This is a genomic window from Sorangium sp. So ce381 (genome assembly GCF_051473845.1).
Taxonomy (GTDB): domain Bacteria; phylum Myxococcota_A; class Polyangia; order Polyangiales; family Polyangiaceae; genus Sorangium; species Sorangium atrum.
The window spans coordinates 6,993,083-7,015,422 of sequence record NZ_CP150336.1 but is presented as its reverse complement, the minus strand read 5'-3'; the positions used below and the strand labels follow the sequence as shown (position 1 = coordinate 7,015,422).

Below are 22,340 nucleotides of genomic sequence, written 5' to 3'. Positions count from 1 at the left end.
GTTCAGCCGCCCTCGCTCCTTGGCAAATTGTGCATGCGCTTGAACTCTTGCAGCCTGCGCAGCGTGGCCAGGTCGTGGATCACGGGGTGATCCGCACCGAAGTGCTCGATGAGTCGCTGCCACGTCCTCCGGCCGTCGACCCTATCGTCGCGCCCCGTTTGCACGAGCGCGCGGTAGTCGGTGAGCAAGCGCGCCTCCTCCACCTGCGGGACCGGGTCGACGCCCATGATCGCCGCCAGCACGTCGGCGCTCTCCACCCCGCGCGTCTGGAACGTCGGCGTGTCGAGCACGGTCTCGCCGTCGCGATGCCGGATGATGCGGATCGAGTCCACGTCGACCGTGGACAGGACATGCGGGCTGTGCGTGGTCACCACCATCTGCATCTCCGGGAAGACCTTCCGGAGCAGATCGACGACGAGCTGCTGCCAGCGCGGGTGAAGGTGCATGTCCACCTCGTCGATCAGCAGGATCCCGGGCGTGGAACGGGCCGCCTCCTCGCCGAAATGCGGGTTCAGCCGGACGCACCGGTGCGCCAGATCGGCCACGAGGGCCACCATGTTGCGCACGCCGTCGCTCAGCGCCGACAGGGGCAGCCGGCCGTGATCCGCGTGCTCGACGACGAGCTTCCGCTGCTCGAAATCCCAGTCCAGCGAATGCCACCCCGTGGGAGCGAGCACCGCGCGCGTCGCCTTCCGGACCGCCGCGAGCAGCTTCTCCGGTCGCTCCTGTGGCCCGTAGGCCACCGAGGCCGGGTTGCGCGCCGCGTTGGCCATGTCCTCGTACCAGGCTACGAACGTCTTGAACGACGACGACGACGAGAGGCAGTCGATGTATCCCGACAGCCGGCCCAGCGTCGCGGGATCCGGCCCTCGCTTGCCCTCCGTCAGCCGATGTTCGCTCCACAGGCGGCCGGTTCCGTAGAAGGCCACGAGCGGCAAGAGCGGCCGGGCCTTCCCTGGTCCCGCCGCGAACGCGTCGATGCGGTCGCGAAGCCCCTGCGCCGCCCGCCGGAGCTCCCCGGCGTCCTTCGTGGTGGTCCGCGCCCGAGCGCCGTCGCCCGCGAGCGCACGGCTCCAGCGGATCCGCTTCCCATCCACGGAGCCGGATGCCTCGATCTCGGTCGGCAGCGCCGCCCTCATCGCGCCGTCCTCCGCAGGCACGTGACGCACGTCCTCGCGATCGAAGCCCCGATATTTCTGTATCCCCGACACCGTGTCCACGAACAACCCGAGTGCGATCCCGATGGCGTCGAGGATCGCCGTCTTGCCGTGCCCGTTGTCGGCGACGAGCACGGTGAGCTTCCCGTGCAGCTCGACCTCGCACGCCGTGAAGCAACGGAAGTTGCGCAAGCTCAGCCTGTCCAGGTGGAGCATGCCGGACGAGCTCACGCGCGCTCCGCGCGTCCGAGCAGCGCGTCGAGCTCGAAATTGACGGACGACACCCCCCAGCCCGGCTCGTGCTCGAACGGATTGCGCAGGTAGTACGGCCCCTCAATGCCGTCGTCCTCACCGACGATCACGATCGCGAGCAAGAACTTCTCGGCCTGGTTCAGGGCATACAGCATCTCGTTGCGCGTCACCGTCACCGTGGACGCCCCTCTCGCCCGGCCCTTCACCTCGATGTGCCGCGCCTCGGGCAGCTTGCCGTCCACCGCGGGGGGATACGACGTCAGATCCCACCCGCACTTCTGCGAGGACACGTCGACCACGCGGCACCCCCACGCCTCCTCGGCGCGGCGCACCGCGGCCATCGCCAGCTGCTCGATGCGGCTCCGCGCGGCCGGATCGGCGGAGAACCCCACGTCCGGGGCCTCCTCGCCCCGCAGCGCGCGCAGGAGCCCCACGGGGACCACCAGGGCGCCACCGAGCACCACGGGCGTCGCCGACGCGACGTGCCGCATCGCCTGCAGCTCGCGACGCCGGCCCTCCAAGCGGCCTTCGAGATCCGTGATGGTCCGCCGCGCGTTCTCCAGGTTCAGGCGCACGTCCTTGCCCGCCTGCTGATCGTCGCGCAGCTTCATCCAGCGGTCGGACCAGAACGCGATCTCCTTGCTCAGTCGCTCGTGCACGGCCGCGAGGGTCTTGTCGACATGCGCGATCCGGCGCGCGGCGACCTCCTCGTGATGCGCGGGCACGAGCGCCGTCATGGCCAGGGTCAGCGCCTTCGTCTCCAGGTCGGCGCGGATCCACGGCGCTTCGAGAGCAGCCTTCAGCCGCGGGCGATCGCGCTCGTCGAGCGGCTCGAGATCCAGGTGAGGCGCCCACCCTGCGAACGCCGCGGTCCCATCCGGCGCGACGCGGACGAACTGGAGCCGCTTCGAGATGACCTGTCCATGACCGCTCTTGATCTCGTGTGTGAGCAGAAAGAGCAGGTGCGGCTCCAGGCCGTCGTCCGCGGGGTCGACGAGCACGGCCCCCTCGCGCAGGAGGTTCTCGTGCTGCTCGAGCACGAGGTCCGTCAGCGAGAGCATGAGCGGGTGCCCCGGATGGAGCATGGCTGCACGGACGACGCCCGGCTTGCTCGGCTGCACCGCGTCCTTGGTGAAGCAAACGCGCTCGTAACGCCTCACGACCGGCGTCGTATCCCTGCGATTGCGCCCCGTGATCCGGCGATCTCGCTCGCGGATCGACGTCGGGACGTAGGTGATCTCGAAGCGCCCGAGCTCGCGGGGATGGATGGACCCGCCGAGGCTCTCGAACGCCTTCAGGAAGAACGACCGCACGAAGAACGGCTGGAGGCGGCGGGCCTCGGCCTTCTCCATCTCCTCTTTCACCGCGAAGAGCCGCTCGGGGTTCATCGACTCCTCGGCCAGCGCGTTGCGATCGAGGATCTTCTTCAGATGGCCGGTGTCGAGCGCCTTCTCGACCTTCCGGTAGAGCTTGGCCCGGACCTCGGGCTGGTCACCATAACGAATGGCTTCGAGAAGGAGCTCCTTCAGGCTCGTGTCCTCGAACACCTCTCCGAGAATGTCGAACACGCGCCCTTTCAGCGCCTCGCTCTCGACCGCCAGCTTCTGGAGGAGGCGGTGATACACGGCGCCCTCCCGCGTCTCCTTGGCGACCAGGTTCCACAGGTGACAGACCTCCTGCTGGCCGATGCGGTGGATGCGACCGAAGCGCTGCTCGAGGCGGTTCGGGTTCCACGGCAGGTCGTAGTTCACCATCAGGTTGGCGCACTGGAGGTTCACCCCTTCTCCCGCCGCGTCCGTCGCGATGAGGACACGCACGTCGGGGTCGCTCCAGAACGCGGCCTGGATCCTCTTGCGCTCGTCGCGGGGCGTGCCGCCGTGGAGGGTCACGACCGCCTCGTGCTCGCGGTCCCCGATCAGTCCGCCGATCTTCCGGTGCAGGTAATTGAGGGTGTCCCTGTGCTCCGTGAAGACGATGAGCTTGCGCACGCGGCCCTGCGCGTCGCGCACCCGCGGGTCGTCCTGGAGGATGCGCGACAGCTCCTCCCACTTGCGGTCCCGGTCGGCATCGACGACGTCGAGCGCCCGCTGCACGAGCGCCTGGAGGACGAGGACCTCACCCTCGAGCTCGCCGACCGTGCGCGCCGCCGTGGCCTGGTCGACGAGCGTCTCCTCGAGCCGCTCCTGCTCGTCGGCGCCGAGCTCGTCGTCATCCTCCGGGACGGCCGCGAGGGGCTCCCCGACGGCGCCGCGACCCCGCGGGGCGAGCCGCTCATCGCGAAGGCGTTGCTCGAGGCGGGCGTGGCGCCGCTTGAGCGACTGGTAGATTGCCTCCGGGCTCGAAGCGAGCCGTCGCTGCAGGGCGGTCAGCGCGAAGCCGACGGAGCCGCGGCGCTGGCCGTCGAGCTCGTCCGCCTTGCCCATCTGCTCCTTCACGTACGTCGTGACCCGCTCGTAGAGCGCGGCCTCGAGGTCCGAGAGCTTGTAGTTGACCGTGTAGGCGCAGCGCTCGGGGAAGAGCGGCGTCCCGTCGAACTTGACGAGCTCCTCCTTGACCATGCGGCGCATGAGGTCCGACGTGTCGACCTCGTGCACGCCGTCGCGGAACCTTCCGTAGAAGCGATCCGCGTCGAGGAGGGAGAGGAAGAGCTGAAAATCCTCCTCCTTTCCGTTGTGCGGCGTCGCCGTCATGAGCAAGAGGTGTCGCGTGTGCGCGCCGAGCTTCTCGGCGAGCGCGTAGCGCTTCGTCCGCTCCAGCTTCTGGCCGAAGAAGTGGGCCGACAGCTTGTGTGCCTCGTCGAACACGACGAGGTCCCAGGGCGTGGCGCAGAGCTTGTCGTGCAGCTCGTCGGCGCGCGCCAGCTGGTCGAGCCTGACGATGAGGTGGTCGACGTCTTCGAAGGGGTTTCCGCTCGGCGAGGCGAGCTCGAGCTCCTTCGAGAACACGCGGAACTCGAGGCCGAACTTCTCGAAGAGCTCGTCGCGCCACTGCTCGACGAGGCCGCCGGGCGCGACGATCAGGACGCGCCGCGCGTCCGCGCGCATCACGAGCTCGCGGATGTACAGCCCCGCCATGATCGTCTTGCCAGCGCCGGGATCGTCCGCGAGCACGAAGCGCAGGGGCTGGCGAGGGAGCATCGCCTCGTAGACCGCGGTGATCTGGTGGGGCAGCGGCTCGACGTTGGAGGTGTGGACCGCCATCATCGGGTCGAAGAGGAAGGCGAGGTCGATGCGCTTCGCCTCCGCGGTGAGCTGGAAGGCGGCACCATCGCCGTCGAACGACCACGGACGCGCCGCGGTCGCGAGCGCGAGCCCGGCCTCGTCGGCGCGCGACAGGAGCCGTTCGCGCAGCGCGCCGTCCGGCAGCCGGTAGATGAGCTGGAGCGAGCCCGGCGGGATGGGGATCGCCGCGACCACGGTGACGACGCTCGACGGCTCCACGCCTTCCAGGCTCGCGCCGTTCGTGACGTCCTCGAGCTTCAACGTGTTCCCCTTCCGATCGACGCGAGCATGCCGCGAGGCGACGCACCGTAGCCGGACCAGGCTCGCCCAACAAGGGCCGACGACCGAGGCGCGGTGCTGGACAGTGCGAACCGCCCCCCGCCAGCGGATCCTCGCCCTTGGGACAGCGCGAACCGCCCCCCGCCACGCTGATCGTCCCCTTGGTCGACGTCTCCACGGCCGCTGAGCGGCCGTTGCTGGGCAAAGCGGCGCGCATCGACGAGGCGTTCGAGGAGGTGCGGGTGGACGGCCGTTCTTCGAGGACCGCCGTCTCGTCGACGCCGCGGGAGCGACGCCACCGGACGGCCGCGCTCGACCGAAGCGAGCCTTCGAACGGCGGGTGCCCCCACCGAGAGCGATCCCTCGCCGTGATACCCACCCCATCCCGGACAGGGCTCTTCGTGTCCCCTCCTGACCGGAGCAGTGCCAACCCCGCTATCCCCGCAACATCCCTCGACCTTTTCACCCTCTCTCCGCCCGCCATCGCCCCCGGACAGCAGGAATTCGACACCGCACCTTCTTCTCTAAATCGCCCTCCCGTCAAAATATCTCTGGACAGCCCTCTTCATTTCATCGATAGCTCACGATGGCCCGTCTGGCATTCCAGCGCAATCCCGCGCTCCTGCCACGGACGAGGGTGATCTCATGAGCAAATACACTGCATCGGAAGTGATCCAGCTCCCCCGCTTCACGGCCGTGGGGGCGATGGCGCTCGGCGAGCAGCTGCTCACGGCGGCGAAGCCGGCGAAGAAACAGCTCGTGAAGGGCGTCGCGCGGGTGCTCTCCACGCTGGCCTTGCGCCACGACAATCTCGCGTCGGCGCTGCGCGATCAGGTGTCGCTTTCGGAGGGAGGGGAGGCGAGCGAGGACGCGGTCCAGTGCGATCGCGTCCTCGACAATTGCTGGAGTGGTCTCCACGACTTCCTGACCGCGTACACCAAGCTGCCGCCTGGCGCGCCCGAGCCCTCCGAAGCGAGCGCGCTGAAGGCGGCGCTCTTCACCGGAGGGCTCAAGTTCCTCCAGCTCACGTATGTCCTGGAGTGGTCCGAGAGCGAGCTCCGGATGCAGCGCATCCGCAAGAGCGGCCTCGACGCGCGCATCGAGGCGCTCGGCGGCAAGCGCTTCCTCTCCGCCCTGGAGGCCGCGCACGCCGCGTACGGCAAGGCGCTCGGCGTCACCGCGCCCGCGGCGACGGCCGCGGCGGCGCCGCCCAGCGTGCGCGACGCGCTCGCCGCATTCACTGAGGCGCTGCGCGCCTACGTGATCAAGGTGATGGGCTCCGTCGAGCCCGACGAGCCGGAGACGCAGGAGCTCGCCGACAGGCTGCTCGCGCCGCTCGCAAGCTGGAGCGTCGGGTCGAGCGGCCGCGGCGCGCCCCGGAAGAACGACAAGCCCGAGGGCGACACCGTGGCGCCCGCCCCGCCCGGCGTTCCCCTCCAGCCCGGCGCGCCGACGGCCGCGTCCGCGCCCGCCGATAGCTGATCCCGGCTGCCTGACGCGCACCAGCGGCGCCGCGATTTCCTCCCGCCTCGTCCCCTCCTCGTGATCCGTCCCGGGGCCAAGACCCCGCAGATCCCTCTGTACGCTCCGGACGGCGTGGCCGTCGCCGCCGCCCGCCGGTGCCCCTCACGTCCTCCGCCCATCCCGGAGCGACCAGCGCCGCACCCTGTGCCGCCTCGGCCTCGATCTGTGCCAGATCAGGGGGGTCCGACACTGGCTCAACCGCAATGAATTGCGACACACGGGGGTCCGGACCCCTCCGAGGCGCTCCACAGAGCGTCTCACCAGGGTCAAGTTGTGTCAAATATCGCTGTCCATCTCGTTTTTCTGTGCCATCGACCCTCGGATCTGCAGCTTGCTGTGCCAGATGGAGGGGTCCGGACCCCTCCGGACCGCAATGAAGAGCGCCTGTCGGGGTGCCGGACCCCTTCGGATCGCAACGCCGACCGCCCGCGGGGGCGCCGGACCCCTCCGGATCGCAACGCAGAAACGCCGCTGGCCGACCGCCCATCGCCTCGGGCGTTGAGGCCCGACCCAGGTTGAGGCATCGCATCGCCACCGCCGCCGCACACCGAGGTTGAGGTTCCGCCGTCTAGGTCGGGTCGAGGTCCTTCGCCACATGTCCGATGCTCCGGTCGCCCGCCTTCGCCGGCCGTACCGCCTCCGCCTTGAACTCGGGCGTGACTGGCCTCCGCTTTCTCCGTCCCATCCCTACCTCTTGGTGCCGTCGGGGGTGTCCGCGGAAGCGAGGGAGCACCAGACCGAGCGAGCCTCAAGGCCCGCGCTTCCTCCGCGCGCGCTCCTTGAGAGCCGCAGCCACGATCTCGCCCACGCGCTCCGTTTCATCATCTACGAGCTTTTCTAGTCTGCGCTGAAACCAGAGCCCAAACGGACCATCTATAGGAAGCGGCAGCCCGATGTCTCCGGGCTCCTGGCCCAGCCATGTGATCGGCAGCCCGCATTTCTCGAGCGCGTGTCGCGCGTACCGCATGGCACTTTGGATTGCCTGGACGGCGTCGACCCCTTCGACATACTGGATGTCCGGCTCCAGCCCATCAAGAAGAACAGGGCACGTCCACGAGCCGCTGGGCGAGGCCGGTTGTATTGGTTCGCCGATCTTCAGGACGATCTCGCGACCTGGTTCACCTTCGACGCCATACCGACGAACGGCTATGATCTTGTATTTTTGTCGAGGCACGCGCGCAGGATAGCTAAAATTCGTAGATGCACCAGTTGATCCACTTGATGGGCCTGTCGAAGCGATGCGACCAGCAACGTCCCCGTTGGTCACTTTCCGTGAGCGAGCGACAGAATGCCTCCTTGACCGCCACCCTGTCCGCGGCGATGGCAACGCACAGGGTAAGCTCGAAGGTGTCTCGCGGTTTGGCCTCGTCCGCTCCCTCGCTTGCAGTAGCAACGCTCGGCTCCTCGCTCGTCTCGTCGGCCGCGTTCTCACTCAAGTCACCCACGCAGGATGAGAGTGAGAGCAGGGCAAAACTGGCGATCAAATGCTTGCCGCACATGGCTGCTCCCGCTTGCGACATTTGCGCCAGCCGAGGTGTGCCGCTGATGCTCCTTGGAAACACCACGGATGCCGAGTGCCGGCGCGTACGTTGGTAGCGGAACGCCCCTCCGGGGGTGTTCGTCAACCGAGCGGTCGACGAGCGATCCTATGGCAAGAGCACGGCGCCGCGCCCGGCTTGCCGAGCGGCACCGCCCGCTCGGCAACGCTCGCGCGCCGAGCTGGCTCGCCCACCCTCGCCTCGCCGAACGCGCGCGGCGCTCCCCTCGACCGTCACGCCGGCGCGTCGACGTCTCGCCGGACGTTGCCAGGTCGCGATCGCTTCGCTATCTTCTCCGTCGCCGAAAGAGGTAGGCCGGTTCAGGCGAGCCCCGGCCACTCCCATGACGGGAGCCCATGTCCCCTCCACCACGGAGTGAGGTCCCACGGCACCTGGACGCAGGTGCGTCCTCCGTGGAGGCTCCCATGCAGCTCAATCACATCGATCTCCAGGTCCCCGACGTCGTCGAAACGGCCGCGTTCTTCGAGCGGCACTTCCAGTTCGAGGTCCACGGCAACCGGCACTCGCCGGCGATCGCCATCCTCACGGGGCCCGGCGACTTCACGCTCGTCCTCCAGCGCCGGCGCGAGGCGGACGGCCCTTATCCCGAGGGCTTCCACATCGGCTTCATCGTCGGCGACGTGGCCACCGTGTACGACAAGCACGCGGCGATCGTCGCGGCGGGCATCGACAGCGGCCCCGTGAGCGAGAACGGCCGCGGCGTGATGTTCTATTTCAAGGCGCCCGGCGACATCCTCGTCGAGGTGAGCTGCCGGCGCCGCCCGCTCCCCGCGGCGCGCGCCGACGGTTGACGGCGACGCGCCGCCGGGACGCGCTGAGGCCCGGCCCAGGTTGCGGCACCGCCAGCCACCGCCCACCGAGGTTGACGTTCCGAGGTTGAGGTTCCGGCTCCGCCCAGGTGGAGGTATCACCGCCGCCCACCGAGGTTGAGGTTCCAGCCCACCGAGGTTGAGGTTCCGGAGGTTCCGACCCACCGAGGTTGAGGTTCCGACCACGCCCCGCCTGGACTATCGTGCTCGACCATGCGCCCGCTTGCCCTGCTCGTTGGCTCGTGCACCGTCCTGCTTCCCCTGGCTTGCGGCCCTGCCCAACCTCAGGGGGGCCCGGCAGCACCCCCGAAGCCGCCGGGCTCCTCGACGGAGGCGGGCGCAGCGACACCCCCGAGTGCGACGCCTCCGCTCGCCGTGAAGCCGCGGGGCAACGTCACCGTCACGCTGCTCTACACGTCGGACGAGCATGGCTGGATCGAGAGTCTGTCCAACGACGGCGTGAGCCGCGGAGGCGCGGCCGAGCTGCTCGGGAGGCTCGTGAAGTACGAAGGGCATTGCCCAGGGCCCGTTCCCGCGGGCATCGAGGCGGCAGGAGCGCTCACGCCCGCCGCGCCCGAGGATTGCACCTCGCCGCGCACGCTCCTCCTCTCGGGCGGCGACAATTTCACCGGCCCCGCCATCTCGACGTATTTCAACGGCGAGTCCATGGCGAGCGCGATGGGTCGCATGGGTTATGCTGCCTCGGCGTTCGGCAATCACGAGTTCGATTTCGGTGTGCCTCAATTCACGAAGCTCCGTGAACTCGCGCGACTGCATTACCTCGCGGCGAACGTGAAGATCGACGACGCGAAGCTCGCGGGCGAGCTCGCCATCCGGCAGTACGAGGTCTTCGAGCGCAAGGGCGTGAAGATCGGCGTCGTGGGCCTCGCCGCGGCAGATACGCTGAAGGCCGCGATGGCCGAGCGCTTCAAAGGGATCACGTTCGAGCCCACCGAGGCCTCGCTCGACAAAGCGATCCACGAAGCGCGGGAGAAGGGAGCGGCCGACGTCGTCGTCGTGACCGCGCACGAATGCCCCGACAACCTCGTGCCCATCGTGGAGAAACACCCGGAGTGGCGGCTCGCGTTCGTCGGAGGAGGCCATTGCCACAGGAAGATCGACACACGCGCGGGCGACACGCCCGTCATCAGCCCCGGCTGGCGCCTGCACCAGTACGCCCGCGTCGCCATCACCATCAACCCGAACAACCCCCCGCAGGCCCGCCTGGTCACCGTCAGCCATTCCATCGTCGACGTGGCGACCGATCCGCAAGTCCCAGCGGATCCTCCGCTCGCGCGGCTCGTCACGGCGTGGAAAACCAAGGTCGACAGCGCGCTCGGGAAGGTCATCGGCTATTCGGAGGGCGGGATCGGGCCGGAGGAGGCCGTCGGCAAGATCGTGAGCGACGCCTGGCTCCACGAGCTGGGCGGCGACGTGGCGATCATGAACCGAGGCGGCGTGCGACAAACCATCCCGCGGGGGCCGATCACGCTCGCGACGATCTGGAGCGTGCTCCCGTTCGACAACCGCCTGGTGAAGGTATCCATCGACGGCGCGTCGCTCGCGCAGGACCTCGAGGCGAAGTCGTTCATCGTCTCCGGCGCGAAGAAAGCGCCCAACGGAAGCTGGTCCGTGGGCGGCAAGCCGATGGATCCGAAGAGGCGCTACACGGTCATCATCACCGATTTCATGTACGGGGGCGGTGACGGCGCCGTCTTCGCGGCGCAGGATCCGAAGCCCGTGGGGACGGGGCTCTCGTGGCGAGACGCGGTGATCGCCTGGATCGAAAAGAAAAAGAGCGCGGAGGGGGCGCCGCTCGAGACGAAGCTCGGCGAGAAGCCGGCGCCGGCGCGCACACAGAGATGATCGATCGGGCCCAGGGATCACGCCTTCGGGCTCGAGGCGACCCTGACGAGCTGCTACCGGGCCCTCTTCGCCAGCGCCGCGCCGAGCTTGGCGAGCTTCTTCTCTTCGGCAAACCAGGAGAGGCATTCGCGCCGCGTCTTGCGTTGCGTCGCGGAAAGGCTCTTTCCATTGTCGAGCTTCCCCGCGAGCACCTCGATCAGGAATGCCTCGGTCGAGGGGTGCCATGCGTGGAAGAGCGGCCAGAGCGACTTCGCCGGCAGGCGCGCCAGGCCGTAGTGACCTGGCACGGATTGCTCGCGGCGGATGAGCTCTATCAGCGCCGGGGCGAGCTTCGCGGCGTCCGCCCGATCGAGTGATCTGGCGAGCTTCACCCAGGCCGGCCGCGGCGTGGCGAAGGATGCCCAATCGTTCCGGAAGAGCTGCTGGTAGGCGGCGAGCGCCGCGACGACCGCCTCCATCGGCGCGCCGGCGTGGACCGTCGCGTCGAAGACGTCGCGCAGCGGATCGAGCCTGTCGAGCCTGGCCTCGAGTTGCCGCCTCAGGCGGCTCCACGCGTCGTCGCCGAGCGCGGAGAGGACCCGCTCCTCATCGATCGCCTCGGCGTCGCCGAGCGCTCGCAGGAAGGCGAAGAAGCCGGCGCGCTCGGCCTTTTCATGGCGGGGCAGGACATCGAACGCGATCTCGTGCGCGTCGTCGAGGACGCTCTCCAGACGGTCGGCGTCGCGCCGGTCGGCGAAGCGATCGAGGAGCGGTCGGGCCCGCTGCGCGAGCTCGAGCCGATCGGGCAGCTTCACGCCGTCCGCCTCGCCGAGCTTCCACAGGGCCGCCGAGTGATCGACGATGGCCTTGACCAGGGCGAAGGCGATCGGAATCGACGCGCCGCGCTCGCGAGCGCCGGGGACCACCCGCCAGGGCTGCGCGCGCCAGTCCTCCGCGGCGGCGCGCTCGTGAGGGGATAAGGGGTGAGCGTCGGCAGCAGGCAGCGGAGACCGTGCCCCTCGCTCGCGCGGGCCTCGGCCCAGAGCCGCCCGGCGAGGAGATAGAGCGCGGAGCCCCGCTGGCGGATGACGGTCGACCCGCCCTCGCCCGCCTGGAGGGTCACTTCGATCGACGTCCCGACGAGCCTCGCGGTGAACGGGGGGACTTCGCGCGTCCCCTGGAGGAAATTCGATGAAAAGAGCGCGAAGAACTCCGCGAGGGCGTCGTGCAACGCTGCATTGGCATGTATCGGGAGCGACCGTAGCACGTGCTCGGCGATGTGTACTGTCGCACGGCGCCGGCCCTCGATCACGGAGCGCAGACATGGCGGGCTCCTTCCGTCGCACCAGCTCCGGGCCGCCGAGGCGGGAGAAGGTGAGCGCCTGCTTGGTCTTGGTCATCGTCGCCGCGCCGTGGACCCTCGAGGGCGGTTGCCCCCCGAGCTCGACGCCCCGGCGGAGCTTCCGACCGAGGTTGAGGTCCCATCAACTGAATCGGTTCAGTTTTTCGGCGCCTCCGTGGTATGGCCGGTCCTGGTTTCCTCCTCGCGGCCTGACGAGCGACGCTCCGGGCCGCGCAATCACCCGGCCCGCTCGTGCAGCGGCAAGGAGCCAACATGCGACAATCTTCGTTCTTGAGCCTTGGTTCGTCAGGCACTCTCGCTCTCCTCCTCGCGGCGTTCGGATGCGACTCGTCGGACGGGTCGTCCTCCGGCGCCGGCGGTCAGGGCGCCGGCGGTCAGGGCGCGACGAGCAGCGCGAGCGGCTCCGGCGGCGCCGGCGGTCAGGGCGCGACGAGCAGCGCGAGCGGCTCCGGCGGCGCGCCGGGCACCGGCGGCGCAGGCGAAGGGGGCGGCGGCGCGCCGGGCACCGGCGGCGCAGGCGAAGGGGGCGGGGGCGCGCCGCCGGCGCCGCTCTGGGACTGGACCGGCATCGTCGGCACGGGACAGAGCCTCTCGGTCGGCGCGGAGGGCACGCCCCCTCGCACCACGACGCAGCGCTTTCACAACCTGAAGCTGTCCCTCGGGGACGCGAGCGTGCCCCCCTTCGACGCGGCGAAGACGTCCCTCACCCTGGTGCCGCTCGTCGAGCCGATCCGCGCGTTCGCGACGACCTATCCCAGCGCTTACCCGAAGAACATCTATGGCGAGACGCCCCACACGGCGATGGCCGACCAGATCTCGTCCCTCGCGGAGGCCGCCGCGGGCGGCGATCACATCACGGTGCACACCGTCGTCGGGGAGAGCGGGCAGCCGATGAGCGTCCTCCGGAAGGGCGCCACCCAGACGGCCTCGGGCGACACGTCGATGGGCCGCGCCTACGCGGCGACGCTGTTCGAGGCGGAGGCGATCGCGCGTCTCGCCAGGGAGGCCGGCAAGACGTACGGCGTCGGCGCCATCGTGATCACGCACGGCGAGGCCGACGCCGGCAGCGCGACCTACGGGGATGAGCTGGTAAAGCTGTGGTCCGACTACAACCAGGATGTCCTCCGGATCACCGGCCAGTCGCGGAGCATCCCCCTGCTCGTGTCCCAGCAGAACTCGGTGCACACCGACGCTGGCACGCGGTCGACGTCGACGCAGGCGCAGTGGCGCGTGGGCGTGGGCGTGGATCACCCGGGCGATATCGTCTGCTCGGGTCCGAAGTACCAGTACCCGTATGCGAACGATCACATCCACCTGAACGCGAACGGGTACCAGCAGCTCGGCGAGAAATTCGGCCAGATCTACTTCGAGAAGGTCGTCCTCGGGAAGGACTGGCAGCCGCTCCAGCCGACGCGCGTCGAGCGCAGCGGCAACGTCGTCACCGTGCACTTCCATGTCCCGGTGCCGCCGCTCGCCTGGGACAGCGCGCTGCCGTCTCCCCACCAGACCGCGTTCACGGAGTGGGCGCAGGGCCGCGGCTTCGAGCTCTGGAGCGGCAACACCCGGATCCAGATCAGCGGCGTGGAGATCTCCGGCGATTCGGTGCAGATCACCGCGCGGAACCTCCCCGCGTCCGGCGTGATGGTCGGCTATGCGATGACGACCGACGGGACGTCGATGACGGGCGGCACGATCCGCTGGGGTCAGCTGCGCGACTCCGATCCGTTCGTCGGCTCGACGACGGGCAAGGCTCAGCCGAACTACAGCGTGGCGTTCGAGATGAGCGTCCCCTGACGGCGCGGCGCCGGTGTGAGGGGGCCGCCGCGCACCGGCGCTCGGCTCGGCGGACCGCGCGCCGGCAGCTCTTGACAAGACAGACCTGTCTGTCTAAAGCAGGGTCGTGCGGGACGCGCGTAGCCACATCCTCGAGGTCGCGGAGCGCCTCTTCTACGCCGAGGGGTACCGCGCCGTCGGCGTCGATCGCCTGATCGCCGAGGCGGACGTCGCCAAGGCCACGTTCTACCGGCACTTCCGGACGAAGGACGACCTGCTCGTGGCGGTGCTCGAAGCGCGCGACGCGCGCTTTCGCGCGTGGCTGGCCGGGCGAGTCGAGGCGCTCGCGGGCGATCCGCGGGACCGGCCGCTCGCGGTCTTCGACGCGCTCGCCGAGCTGTTCGCCGCGGACGACTTTCGCGGCTGCGCGTTCCTCAACACGATGGTCGAGGTCGCGAGCCGGAGCCACCCCGCGCACGAGGCCGCGCAGCGCCACAAGCTGCGGCTCATCGACTATTTCGAGCGGCTCTTGCGCGAGGCCGGCGTGCCGGCCGCCGACGCGCTTTCGCCGCAGCTCCTCTTGCTGATCGACGGCGCGATCGTGACCGCCGTCCGCGAGGGGGGACCGGGCGCGGCCGCGTGCGCGCGGTCCCTCGCCGAGAACCTCATTGCAACCGCGCGGCCAGGAAGGCGACGACGATGAACCGGATGACGGGTGTCCCGAGCAGGTGGAATGGACGTGCCGAGCAGCTCCCGCAGCCCGCCGGGGCGGAGCCCGGCGCAGGCGCGCCCTCGACGGGTCGCCCGCGCAAGCCGCTGGCGCCCGTGGGGTCGATCGTCGCCGCGCTGGTCGCGCTCTCCCTGACGGCCTGTGCTTCGCCGGACCGCGGCGGAGCCAGCGCGCCGCCGGCCGGCTCGGCGGCCGCGATCACGCCGCCGGCCCCCGCGGCCGAGGCCTCGAGCGGGCGCTTCCAGTGGCGCGGCGGCCCGACGGCGATCCTCGAGCGCGACGGCCTCCGGCTGCTCACCGATCCCGTCCTTGGCCCGCGCGGCCCAGCGGTGTTCGTGCTCCCCAAGCACCCGTCGACCGGCGTCGAGAACGCGCCGATCGCCCGCTACACCGATCCTCCGGCGGAGCCGCTCGGGCACCTCGACGTCATCCTCCTCAGCCATAACCATGCTGACCATTTCGACGCCGTCGCGAAGGAGACGCTCCCGAAGGACGTCACCTTCGTCCTCCCGCCCGACGCGGTCGAGGCGGCGCGCGCCGCCGGATTCACGAAGCTCACGCCGCTCGATTGGGACCAGGAGACCGTCCTCCCGACCCGCGCCGGGCGCCTGCGGATCCTCGCCGTCCCGGCGAACCACACCCACGACGCTGCGCTCGACGCGACGCTCGGCAAGGGCAACGGGTATGTGCTCCGCTGGGAGGGCGCGACGCCCTATTCGATCTACTGGACCGGCGATTCGGTCTTCGGCGAGCCGATGCGCGCGGTGGCGGCTCGCTTTGCGCCCATCGATCTCTGGCTGCCGCACCTCGGCGCGGTCGGCGTCGACGGCGCGCGCGGCCTCCGCACGATGGACGCGGAGGAGGCGGTCGCCGCCGCCGCGCTGCTCCGCGCCCGCCATGTGATCCCTATCCATCACACCACGTTCGCGCATTACCGCGAGCCGGTGACGGCGTTCACCCAGCGCGCCGCGGCGAAGAACCTGCCCGCGCAGATCCACGTCCCGACGGACGGCGCGTGGATGCCCCTGCCGCGCTGAGCCTGCCGCGGCGTACCCGCCGCGCCGCCGCTGCGCCGTTCAGACCAGCCATTTCAGGAGGAAGAGGCCCACCGTGGCGGCGAAGCTGATGATCCAGACCGCGGTCCGGGCAGACGCCTTGTCGGCGAGGTACATGACGAGATAGAGCACGCGCGCGGCGACGTGGGTGACGGCGAGGATGGCGCTCCAGCGAGCGTCGGCGCCCGCGAGGTGGGCCGTGAAGACGCCGGCGGCGAAGGGCGCAAACCCCTCGAAGGCGTTCTGGTGGGCGGCGAGGGCGCGGCGCCCGACGCCGGTGAGCTTGGCCTGCTGGTCGCGCGGGTTGTGGTTGTCCAGGCCCTCGGGCTGCTGTGACTGCGCCTTGGCGACGAACAGGCGGGCCACGTAGATCAAGAGAAGTGAGATGAAGACGCAAGTCATCGGAATGGTCATCGGATCCCTCTCGAGCGCACAGGCTCCTCGGAGCGTGGCGCGACTCTAACGAGCTCTCGCCGCCGGGGCGAGCGCCAAGCGTCGTGGCGGCTCCCACGGCGCGTGCGCCGGAGCGGCCAGGCGGCCCCGCGGGGGCGGCGCGCCCGAGCGACGGACGCGCGCCGGTGGCAGGACGGGGGCGGCCGGTCCGCGGTACGGCCCTGGGGAGCTCCGCGTGGAAAGGGGTTGCCGGGGACGGGGGATTCGAGGAAGGTTCGTTCAGGTGCACCTTGAGCGAAGATCCTGTCGTGTCGCGCCCGCCGCTGCCGCCCTTCACCGCAGAGACCGCCGCCCGGAAAGCGCGGCTGGCGGAGGATGCCTGGAACAGTCGGGATCCCGCGCGCGTGGCTCAGGCATACACCGTCGATAGCCGCTGGCGGAACCGGGCGGAGTTCTTCCAGGGGCGGGCGGCGATCGAGGCGTTTCTGCACCGCAAATGGCAACGGGAGCTGGACTACCGCCTGATCAAGGAGGTCTGGGCGTTCACCGGTGACCGGATCGCGGCGCGCTTCGCTTATGAATGGCGCGACGACAGCGGGAGCTGGTACCGATCCCACGGCAACGAGCAGTGGGAGTTCGATGGGCAGGGGTTGATGCGGCGGCGCGAGGCGAGCATCAATGACGTGCGGATCGCGGCAGAGGAGCGGAAGTTCCACTGGCCGCTCGGGCGGCGGCCCGACGAGCATCCTGGGCTCAGCGAGCTCGGCTTGTAGCGGCTGTCGCTGCGCCGGTCCGAGAGCGCCTCTGCGGTGGGTCTCGCCACTGGAATGCTCGGGTGATGTGCTGTTGACATGGCCGCCGCCCCCCCGATAGACTCCCCGGCGTCTAGGGCGTTCGGCAGACCGGGAGGCATTCGCGATCCTGGTTGACGGCGTGTCCTTGGGCGGGTGAACGACACAGGAGTCCGAGCGAGCTCATGTCCAGCTCTCCAGACAAGCCCGAGATCGCCACGGCCTACGATCGCTGGGCCGCGACGTACGATGACGATTTCAACCGGACCCGCGAGCTGGCGGCCGAGGTCCTCCGGCAGCGCGGCCTGGCGCTGGCTGGCCGGGACGTGCTCGAGATCGGCTGCGGCACCGGGCGCAACACGCAGTGGCTCGACGAGCACGCGAGGAGCGTACTCGCGCTCGATTTCTCCGAGGGGATGTTGCGTCGCGCGAGGGCCCGCGTGCATTCTCCCCGCGTCCGCTTCGTGCAGCACGACATCCGCGATTCCTGGCCCCTCGCGGAGGGCTCGTCCGACGTCGTGATTGCCATGCTCGTGCTGGAGCACATCGAGCACATCGACGCGGTCTTCGCCGAGGCCGCCCGCGTCTTGCGCGCGGGAGGCGAGCTCTTCCTGTGCGAGCTGCACCCCGTGCGACAGATGCGCGGGGGGCAGGCCAATTTCGTCAACCCGGAGACGGGCCAGCCCGAGCGTGTGACAGCGTTCCTGCATGACGTGTCACAGTACGTGAACGGGGGCCTGGGGGCCGGGTTCGAGCTCGTTCACCTGGGCGAGTGGCGCGACGCGGAGGCGGTCAGGAGCGACGCGCCGCGGCTCCTTTCCTTGCAGCTCAGGCGTACGCCTCGATCGGCTGGCCAGCGGCTGAGTCCGTAGCACACAAATCTGCACTCCGCTGTAGAACCCATCGTTGCGTTCTGCCATGCTCCGGGCCGTCCCATCAAACCTGCGAGGGAGATTGCGATGAAGCTCTACTACAACCCCAAGAGCCGTGCAGCGATCACCAAGTGGATGCTGGATGAGTGCGGCGCCACGTACGACCTCGTCCCCATCAGCCTCGAGAAGCGGGAGCACAAGGCGCCGGAGTTCCTGAAGATCAACCCGGCTGGCAAGCTGCCCGCGCTTGTGGACGGCGACACCAGGCTCTTCGAGAACGCGGCGATCTGTCTCTATCTGGCGGACAAGTTTCCCGAAGCCAGGATGGCGCCGCGGATCGGCGAGCCGCAGCGGGGGCGTTATCTGTCGTTGATGGTCTACTCGACGTCGCAGCTCGAGCCGTCGATGGGCGATCACCTGATGAAGCTCGAGACGGGACCCCAGCGGGGCTGGACGGATTTCGCCACGGCCATGGACGTGATCGAAGGCGAGGTCGGGGACGGGCCTTATCTGTTAGGCGACTGGTTCACCGCGGCCGATGTGATGATCGGCTCGATGTTCATGTGGGCGCGCCTGTGGGGAAACGCGACGGGGCGGCCCAGGCTGGAGGCCTACATCGATCGCTTGCAGGCGCGTCCGCACGCGATGAAGATGGGGAAATGAGCGCGGCGCCTGGCCGCGGCGCTCGAGGTTGACCAGGTTGACGACCTCGCCGCGCACGGCGGCGCTGCGACCCGTCGCGCGCGGAGCGCGCCGCAGCGATCACCGTTCGGGTGACGTGGGTTGGTCCGTGGGCCTAGGATGGTCGCCATGAAGCTCTCGCCGCGCCGTCGCCGCCGTGTGCTCGCGTCCTCGTTCGTCGTCACGGTGGCCGGCAGCGCAGCGGCTTGTGGTACGGCTCAACCGCCACCCGATCCGCCGGAGCTGATCGCCAACCCGCCGGAGCTGTTCTCCAACCCGCCGCGCCCGGATCGCCCGCAAACGTATTCGTCTGGCGCGGGGGATGCGGCCACGCCCAGCGACGCCGGGACGACGGAGATGCAGGACGCGGCGGCACCGGAGGCGTCGCAGGACGCCGGGACGACGTCGGCGCCGGCCGCGTCGGGTGCGTCCCACGGCGGGGGGGCGACGGCGGCGCAGGGCGAGGAGGGGCCGCTTCCGCACCCCGCGCAGGGGGCGACGGTGGTCCGGGGCCCGGACGGCACATGCAGGCAGTTTCTCCCGAACACCTGCCCGCGGCCTCAGCCCTCTCGCGACGGAGGCCCTCCCGTGATCATCATGTGCAACCCGCCGCCGCCCCAGAGGGTCGCGTGCCCGCCGGAAGGCAGCCAGCCCTGACGGCGGGGCTGCCCTCCGGAGCGGACGATACGACTCCCGTAGAACCGGCCCTCCTCGATCGCGCTCTTGCGCTCGATGGGCTCGATCCGGCCACCTGCCGGCCCATTGGCGGCTTCGAGAGCCGGGTCTGCTCACTTCGGGAACGTGTTCAAGGACGTCCCGCGGGCGGCCGCGGCGCGAGCATCGGGTGCAGCTCGGCGATCCCGAGCCGCGCGCGCCCCGCGAACTCGTAGGCGTCGTCGGTCGCGGCGATGTGCTGCGTCGCCGCGTGGATGTCCCGGAAGCACCGCTGCAGCGGGCTCGCCGCGTAGAGCGCGCCCCCGCCGCCGGCCCGGTAGGCGAAGCTCGCGACCTCCGCGGCGACGTCGGTCGCATACGTCTGGACGAGCCGGATCGCCGCCCAGTCCTCGACCGAGAGCGCCTCTCCAGCGCGCGCCTGGTCCCACATCCGCCCGAGCGCGTCGAACGCATAGGCCCGCGCCGCCGCGAGCTTCGCCTCCGCGCGCCCGAGGTCCATGTGGAAGGCCGCGTGGCTGCCCAGCGCGAGCTGCGGCCAGGCCTTCACGCGGCGCGGGGCGACCGCGGCGATCTCGTCGAGCGCGCGCCGCCCGACGCCGAGCGCGAAGCCGACGTGACCGGCCGCGAGCAGGGCAATCAGCGGCAGCGAATGCAGCGCGCCGCCGCGCCGCTGAGGAGCCGCCGGGAAGGGGCACGTCCGCGCCTCGGGCACGAGCGCGCCCTCGATCCGGTAGTGGTCGCTCCCGGTGCCGCGCAGGCCGGCCACGTCCCACGTGTCCTCGATCACCACCTGCTCGCGCGGGACGGCGAGGCTGATCATCTCGGGCGGCCCCGCCGGAGGGGCCCCGCCCTCCGGCGCCACGATGGCGCAGGTGAACACCCACGACGCGTGCCGCACGCCGCTGCCGAAGGCCCAGCGGCCCTCGAGCACGTACCCCCCGGAGACGCGCCGCGCGAGGCCGGTCGGCACCTGGAGCCCTGCGAACGTCGGGAACGGCCCTGAGAACACCTGGCGGGCCCCCTCGTCCGGCAGGGTACCCCCGGCGAGCGCGGCGAGCAGCGCGCTGATCATCAGCGACCACCCCGCCGATGCGTCCGCGCGCGCCATCGCCTCGAAGACCTCGACCTGCGTCAGCGGGTCGCTCTCGACGCCGCCGAGCGCGCGCGGCGCGGCCATCGCGAGCAGGCCGCTCGACTGCAGGGCGTCGACGACCGCGGGCGCGAGCGTGCGCAGCCGCTCGGAGGCCTCGGCGTGGGCGGCGGCGACGCCGCGGACGCGCTCCACGGCGGCGAGGAGGCGTTCGCGCTCGGGGGATCGACGGGGCTCGGACATACGGGGCTCCTTTCCTGGATCGGGTGCAGCGCGCCGGCCCCACAGGGCCGCCCGCGCGCCCGATGATGACACTGACAACATGAGAAAGTTTCCGCTGACTACATTTTCTTCGCGACCGCCTGCGGCTCGTGAGCTCGCGGCCCTGCCCCGCCGCCCTGCGCCCCACGGCTCGGTGCACAGCGGCTCGGTGCACGGCGGCCTTCGTGGTATCGTGCGGCTGGCTGTGGCTTCCCCCGCAAGGCGCCGCCGTCCGCGCGCGCGCACCTCACCCGCACCCGCGTCGCGCCCTTCACCCGCGCCAGCGTCGCCCCCCGTCGAGCGGCCCTACCACCACGGCGACCTGCGGCGCGCCGTGCTGGAGGAGGCGCTCTCGCTCATCGAGGAGCAAGGGAACGCGAGCTTCACGCTGCGCGAGGTCGCGCGGCGCATCGGCGTCTCGCACGCCGCGCCTTACCGCCACTTCGCGGACAAGCGCGCCCTGATGACCGAGCTCGCCGTCCAGGCGAGCGCGGCGCTCGGCGCGCGGATCTCGGCCGCCCTCGAGGGCGCCGGGGGCGACCTCCGGGCGCGCTTCCTGGCGGCCGGCTTCGCCTACGTCGCCTTCGCGCTGGAGCACCCCGCGCCCTTCCACGTGATGTACTCCGGCGAGGTGGACGTGGACGACCCGCGGGTCACGGCGGCCACCGCGCAGAACCTGGGTGTGCTCCTCGGGTTCATCGAGGAGGCGCAGCGCGCCGGCGCGTTCCCGCCCGGCGATCCGCGGGCGCTCGCGGTCCCGATCTGGGCGATGCACCACGGCCTCGCGACCCTCGCCGCGTCAGGGGCCCTGGCCAAGGCCGGGCCGGCGGCGCTCCGGGACCTGGTCGACGACGCCCACGCGCGCCTGCTCGACGGGCTGCTCCTCGCCGCGCCGGGGCCGTCGCGCGTCTGACGTCCGCGACGGATTCCCGTGCCCCTCGGCCCCGGCTACGCTCGCGCCCTCATGCGTGCCCCCGCCGCGCTCGCTCTGCCTGCCTTCCTCGTCGCCGTCTCGTCCTCGCCGTCCGCCGCCGCCGACCCGTCTCCCGAGCTCACGTACCTGCCCGAGATCGATCTGCCGATCACCGTCGTCGGCGGCGCCTCATGGATCGCGTCCGAGCTCGCGAAGAAGGGCCTCGCCCCCGCGTCGTGCCGCTGGTGCCAGGCCAACACGCTCGACACGTCGATCCGCGACGCGCTGGTCTGGAGAGGCGACCCGAACACCGCTCATGATGTCAGCAACGTGATGGTCCTCGGCGTCGCGCCCGCCGCAGCGCTGGGCCTCACCGCGCTCGCCGCGTGGTACGACGGCCGCTCCGACAACATCGCCGCCGATCTCGTGATCGTCACCGAAGCGATGGTGGTCGCGATGGACCTGAACCAGATCACCAAGTACATCGTCGGCCGCCAGCGGCCCTATTCCCATTACGACAACCTGGATGTGCTCCGCGCGGGCGAGGGGGCATCGGGCCCCGTCCCGAACGACGACGATCTCTCGTTCTTCTCCGGCCACTCGACGGCCGTCTTCTCTCTCGCCGCCGCGAGCGGCACCGTGGCGTCGATGCGCGGCTATCGCGCGGCGCCGTGGGTATGGGCGAACGGAATGGCGCTCGCCGCGCTCTCCGGTTACCTGCGCATCGCCGGCGATCGCCATTATTTCACCGACGTGCTCACGGGCGCCGTATTCGGCGCCGCCTCCGGCGTGCTGATCCCGGCTCTGTTTCATGCCCCGCGCCCGGGCGTTGCCGGTCCTGGCACGCCGCGTTTTCGCGTCTCGCTCGCGCCGGCGGGCGGCGGCGCAGGCGTGGGCGTCGCCGGCGCCTTCTGAGCCGAGTAGGGCGAATTCGGCCATCGGCAAGTGGCAGCGCTGCTTTCGGACGGCGTAAGTAAGCAGTGTTGACAAACCGATAGTTCATTTTTACACTATCCCTGTCAGCTAGGAATGCTTGCGCTCGAGCCGTCGTTGCTGGAGCGCGAGCCCACTACGTCGAATACGCCGTGCCGCTCTGG

Annotated in this window: 19 protein-coding genes; 12 read left to right on the top strand and 7 right to left on the bottom strand. The window is 70.3% G+C overall.

What is annotated here, in order from left to right:
• Nucleotides 1-2 precede the first annotated feature (2 nt).
• Nucleotides 3-1,388 (bottom strand): AAA family ATPase, encoded by a 1,386-nt coding sequence (locus WMF29_RS26175; protein ID WP_437322865.1) that lies wholly within the window; start codon nt 1,386-1,388, stop codon nt 3-5.
• A complete protein-coding gene (locus WMF29_RS26170; RefSeq protein WP_437322864.1) occupies nt 1,385-4,891 on the bottom strand; it encodes a helicase-related protein in 3,507 nt (1,168 codons plus the stop codon). The genes WMF29_RS26175 and WMF29_RS26170 overlap by 4 nt, the downstream gene beginning before the upstream one ends.
• Before the next feature lie 663 nt (nt 4,892-5,554).
• Between WMF29_RS26170 and WMF29_RS26165 the strand changes: the two genes are divergently transcribed.
• Nucleotides 5,555-6,391 carry a hypothetical protein gene (locus WMF29_RS26165; protein WP_437322863.1) on the top strand — a complete coding sequence of 279 codons (837 nt, stop codon included), beginning with the start codon at nt 5,555-5,557 and terminating at the stop codon, nt 6,389-6,391.
• A gap of 790 nt (nt 6,392-7,181) precedes the next feature.
• On the opposite strand, the gene WMF29_RS26160 is transcribed toward WMF29_RS26165, so the two are convergent.
• Nucleotides 7,182-7,607, bottom strand: coding sequence for a DUF6968 family protein (locus tag WMF29_RS26160; RefSeq protein ID WP_437322862.1), 426 nt, complete (start codon nt 7,605-7,607; stop codon nt 7,182-7,184).
• 13 nt (nt 7,608-7,620) lie between these two features.
• A complete protein-coding gene (locus WMF29_RS26155) occupies nt 7,621-7,932 on the bottom strand; it encodes a hypothetical protein (protein WP_437322861.1) in 312 nt (103 codons plus the stop codon).
• Nucleotides 7,933-8,396: 464 nt separating this feature from the next.
• On the opposite strand from WMF29_RS26155, the gene WMF29_RS26150 reads away from it, so the two are divergent.
• Both WMF29_RS26150 and WMF29_RS26145 read left to right on the top strand, forming a co-directional pair.
• A complete protein-coding gene (locus WMF29_RS26150; RefSeq protein ID WP_437322860.1) occupies nt 8,397-8,783 on the top strand; it encodes a VOC family protein in 387 nt (128 codons plus the stop codon).
• Nucleotides 8,784-9,176: 393 nt separating this feature from the next.
• Entirely contained in the window at nt 9,177-10,667 is a 1,491-nt protein-coding gene (locus WMF29_RS26145; RefSeq protein WP_437322859.1) for a bifunctional metallophosphatase/5'-nucleotidase, read from the top strand.
• Between the two features lie 53 nt (nt 10,668-10,720).
• Here WMF29_RS26145 and WMF29_RS26140 read toward each other — a convergent pair whose 3' ends face one another.
• The gene (locus tag WMF29_RS26140) at nt 10,721-11,572 is read right to left on the bottom strand and encodes a hypothetical protein (RefSeq protein ID WP_437322858.1); all 852 of its coding nucleotides are present in this window, start codon (nt 11,570-11,572) and stop codon (nt 10,721-10,723) included.
• Between the two features lie 689 nt (nt 11,573-12,261).
• On the opposite strand from WMF29_RS26140, the gene WMF29_RS26135 reads away from it, so the two are divergent.
• The 3 genes from WMF29_RS26135 (at nt 12,262) to WMF29_RS26125 (ending at nt 15,549) form a co-directional block, all read left to right on the top strand.
• The gene (locus WMF29_RS26135) at nt 12,262-13,803 is read left to right on the top strand and encodes a dockerin (RefSeq protein WP_437322857.1); all 1,542 of its coding nucleotides are present in this window, start codon (nt 12,262-12,264) and stop codon (nt 13,801-13,803) included.
• A 106-nt stretch (nt 13,804-13,909) separates the two neighbouring features.
• Nucleotides 13,910-14,485, top strand: coding sequence for a TetR/AcrR family transcriptional regulator (locus tag WMF29_RS26130; protein ID WP_437322856.1), 576 nt, complete (start codon nt 13,910-13,912; stop codon nt 14,483-14,485).
• The gene (locus WMF29_RS26125; RefSeq protein ID WP_437322855.1) at nt 14,482-15,549 is read left to right on the top strand and encodes an MBL fold metallo-hydrolase; all 1,068 of its coding nucleotides are present in this window, start codon (nt 14,482-14,484) and stop codon (nt 15,547-15,549) included. Before WMF29_RS26130 ends, WMF29_RS26125 begins: the two co-directional genes overlap by 4 nt.
• Before the next feature lie 39 nt (nt 15,550-15,588).
• Here the strand turns inward: WMF29_RS26125 and WMF29_RS26120 are convergent, their stop codons facing one another.
• Complete coding sequence (locus WMF29_RS26120) at nt 15,589-15,981, bottom strand: MAPEG family protein (RefSeq protein WP_437322854.1); 393 nt, start codon at nt 15,979-15,981, stop codon at nt 15,589-15,591.
• A 287-nt stretch (nt 15,982-16,268) separates the two neighbouring features.
• Between WMF29_RS26120 and WMF29_RS26115 the strand changes: the two genes are divergently transcribed.
• The 4 genes from WMF29_RS26115 (at nt 16,269) to WMF29_RS26100 (ending at nt 18,961) form a co-directional block, all read left to right on the top strand.
• A complete protein-coding gene (locus WMF29_RS26115; RefSeq protein ID WP_437322853.1) occupies nt 16,269-16,733 on the top strand; it encodes a DUF1348 family protein in 465 nt (154 codons plus the stop codon).
• Nucleotides 16,734-16,936: 203 nt separating this feature from the next.
• Complete coding sequence (locus tag WMF29_RS26110; protein WP_437322852.1) at nt 16,937-17,623, top strand: class I SAM-dependent methyltransferase; 687 nt, start codon at nt 16,937-16,939, stop codon at nt 17,621-17,623.
• A gap of 87 nt (nt 17,624-17,710) precedes the next feature.
• Nucleotides 17,711-18,286 (top strand): glutathione S-transferase family protein, encoded by a 576-nt coding sequence (locus WMF29_RS26105; RefSeq protein ID WP_437322851.1) that lies wholly within the window; start codon nt 17,711-17,713, stop codon nt 18,284-18,286.
• A gap of 147 nt (nt 18,287-18,433) precedes the next feature.
• Nucleotides 18,434-18,961: a hypothetical protein gene (locus tag WMF29_RS26100; protein ID WP_437322850.1), complete on the top strand. Its 528-nt coding sequence runs from the start codon at nt 18,434-18,436 to the stop codon at nt 18,959-18,961.
• Between the two features lie 148 nt (nt 18,962-19,109).
• On the opposite strand, the gene WMF29_RS26095 is transcribed toward WMF29_RS26100, so the two are convergent.
• Nucleotides 19,110-20,312: an acyl-CoA dehydrogenase family protein gene (locus tag WMF29_RS26095; RefSeq protein ID WP_437322849.1), complete on the bottom strand. Its 1,203-nt coding sequence runs from the start codon at nt 20,310-20,312 to the stop codon at nt 19,110-19,112.
• 352 nt (nt 20,313-20,664) lie between these two features.
• On the opposite strand from WMF29_RS26095, the gene WMF29_RS26090 reads away from it, so the two are divergent.
• Together WMF29_RS26090 and WMF29_RS26085 are read left to right on the top strand one after the other, a co-directional pair.
• Nucleotides 20,665-21,243, top strand: coding sequence for a TetR/AcrR family transcriptional regulator (locus WMF29_RS26090; protein WP_272093743.1), 579 nt, complete (start codon nt 20,665-20,667; stop codon nt 21,241-21,243).
• A gap of 51 nt (nt 21,244-21,294) precedes the next feature.
• Nucleotides 21,295-22,158: a phosphatase PAP2 family protein gene (locus tag WMF29_RS26085; protein ID WP_437322848.1), complete on the top strand. Its 864-nt coding sequence runs from the start codon at nt 21,295-21,297 to the stop codon at nt 22,156-22,158.
• The last annotated feature ends 182 nt before the right edge of the window (nt 22,159-22,340 follow it).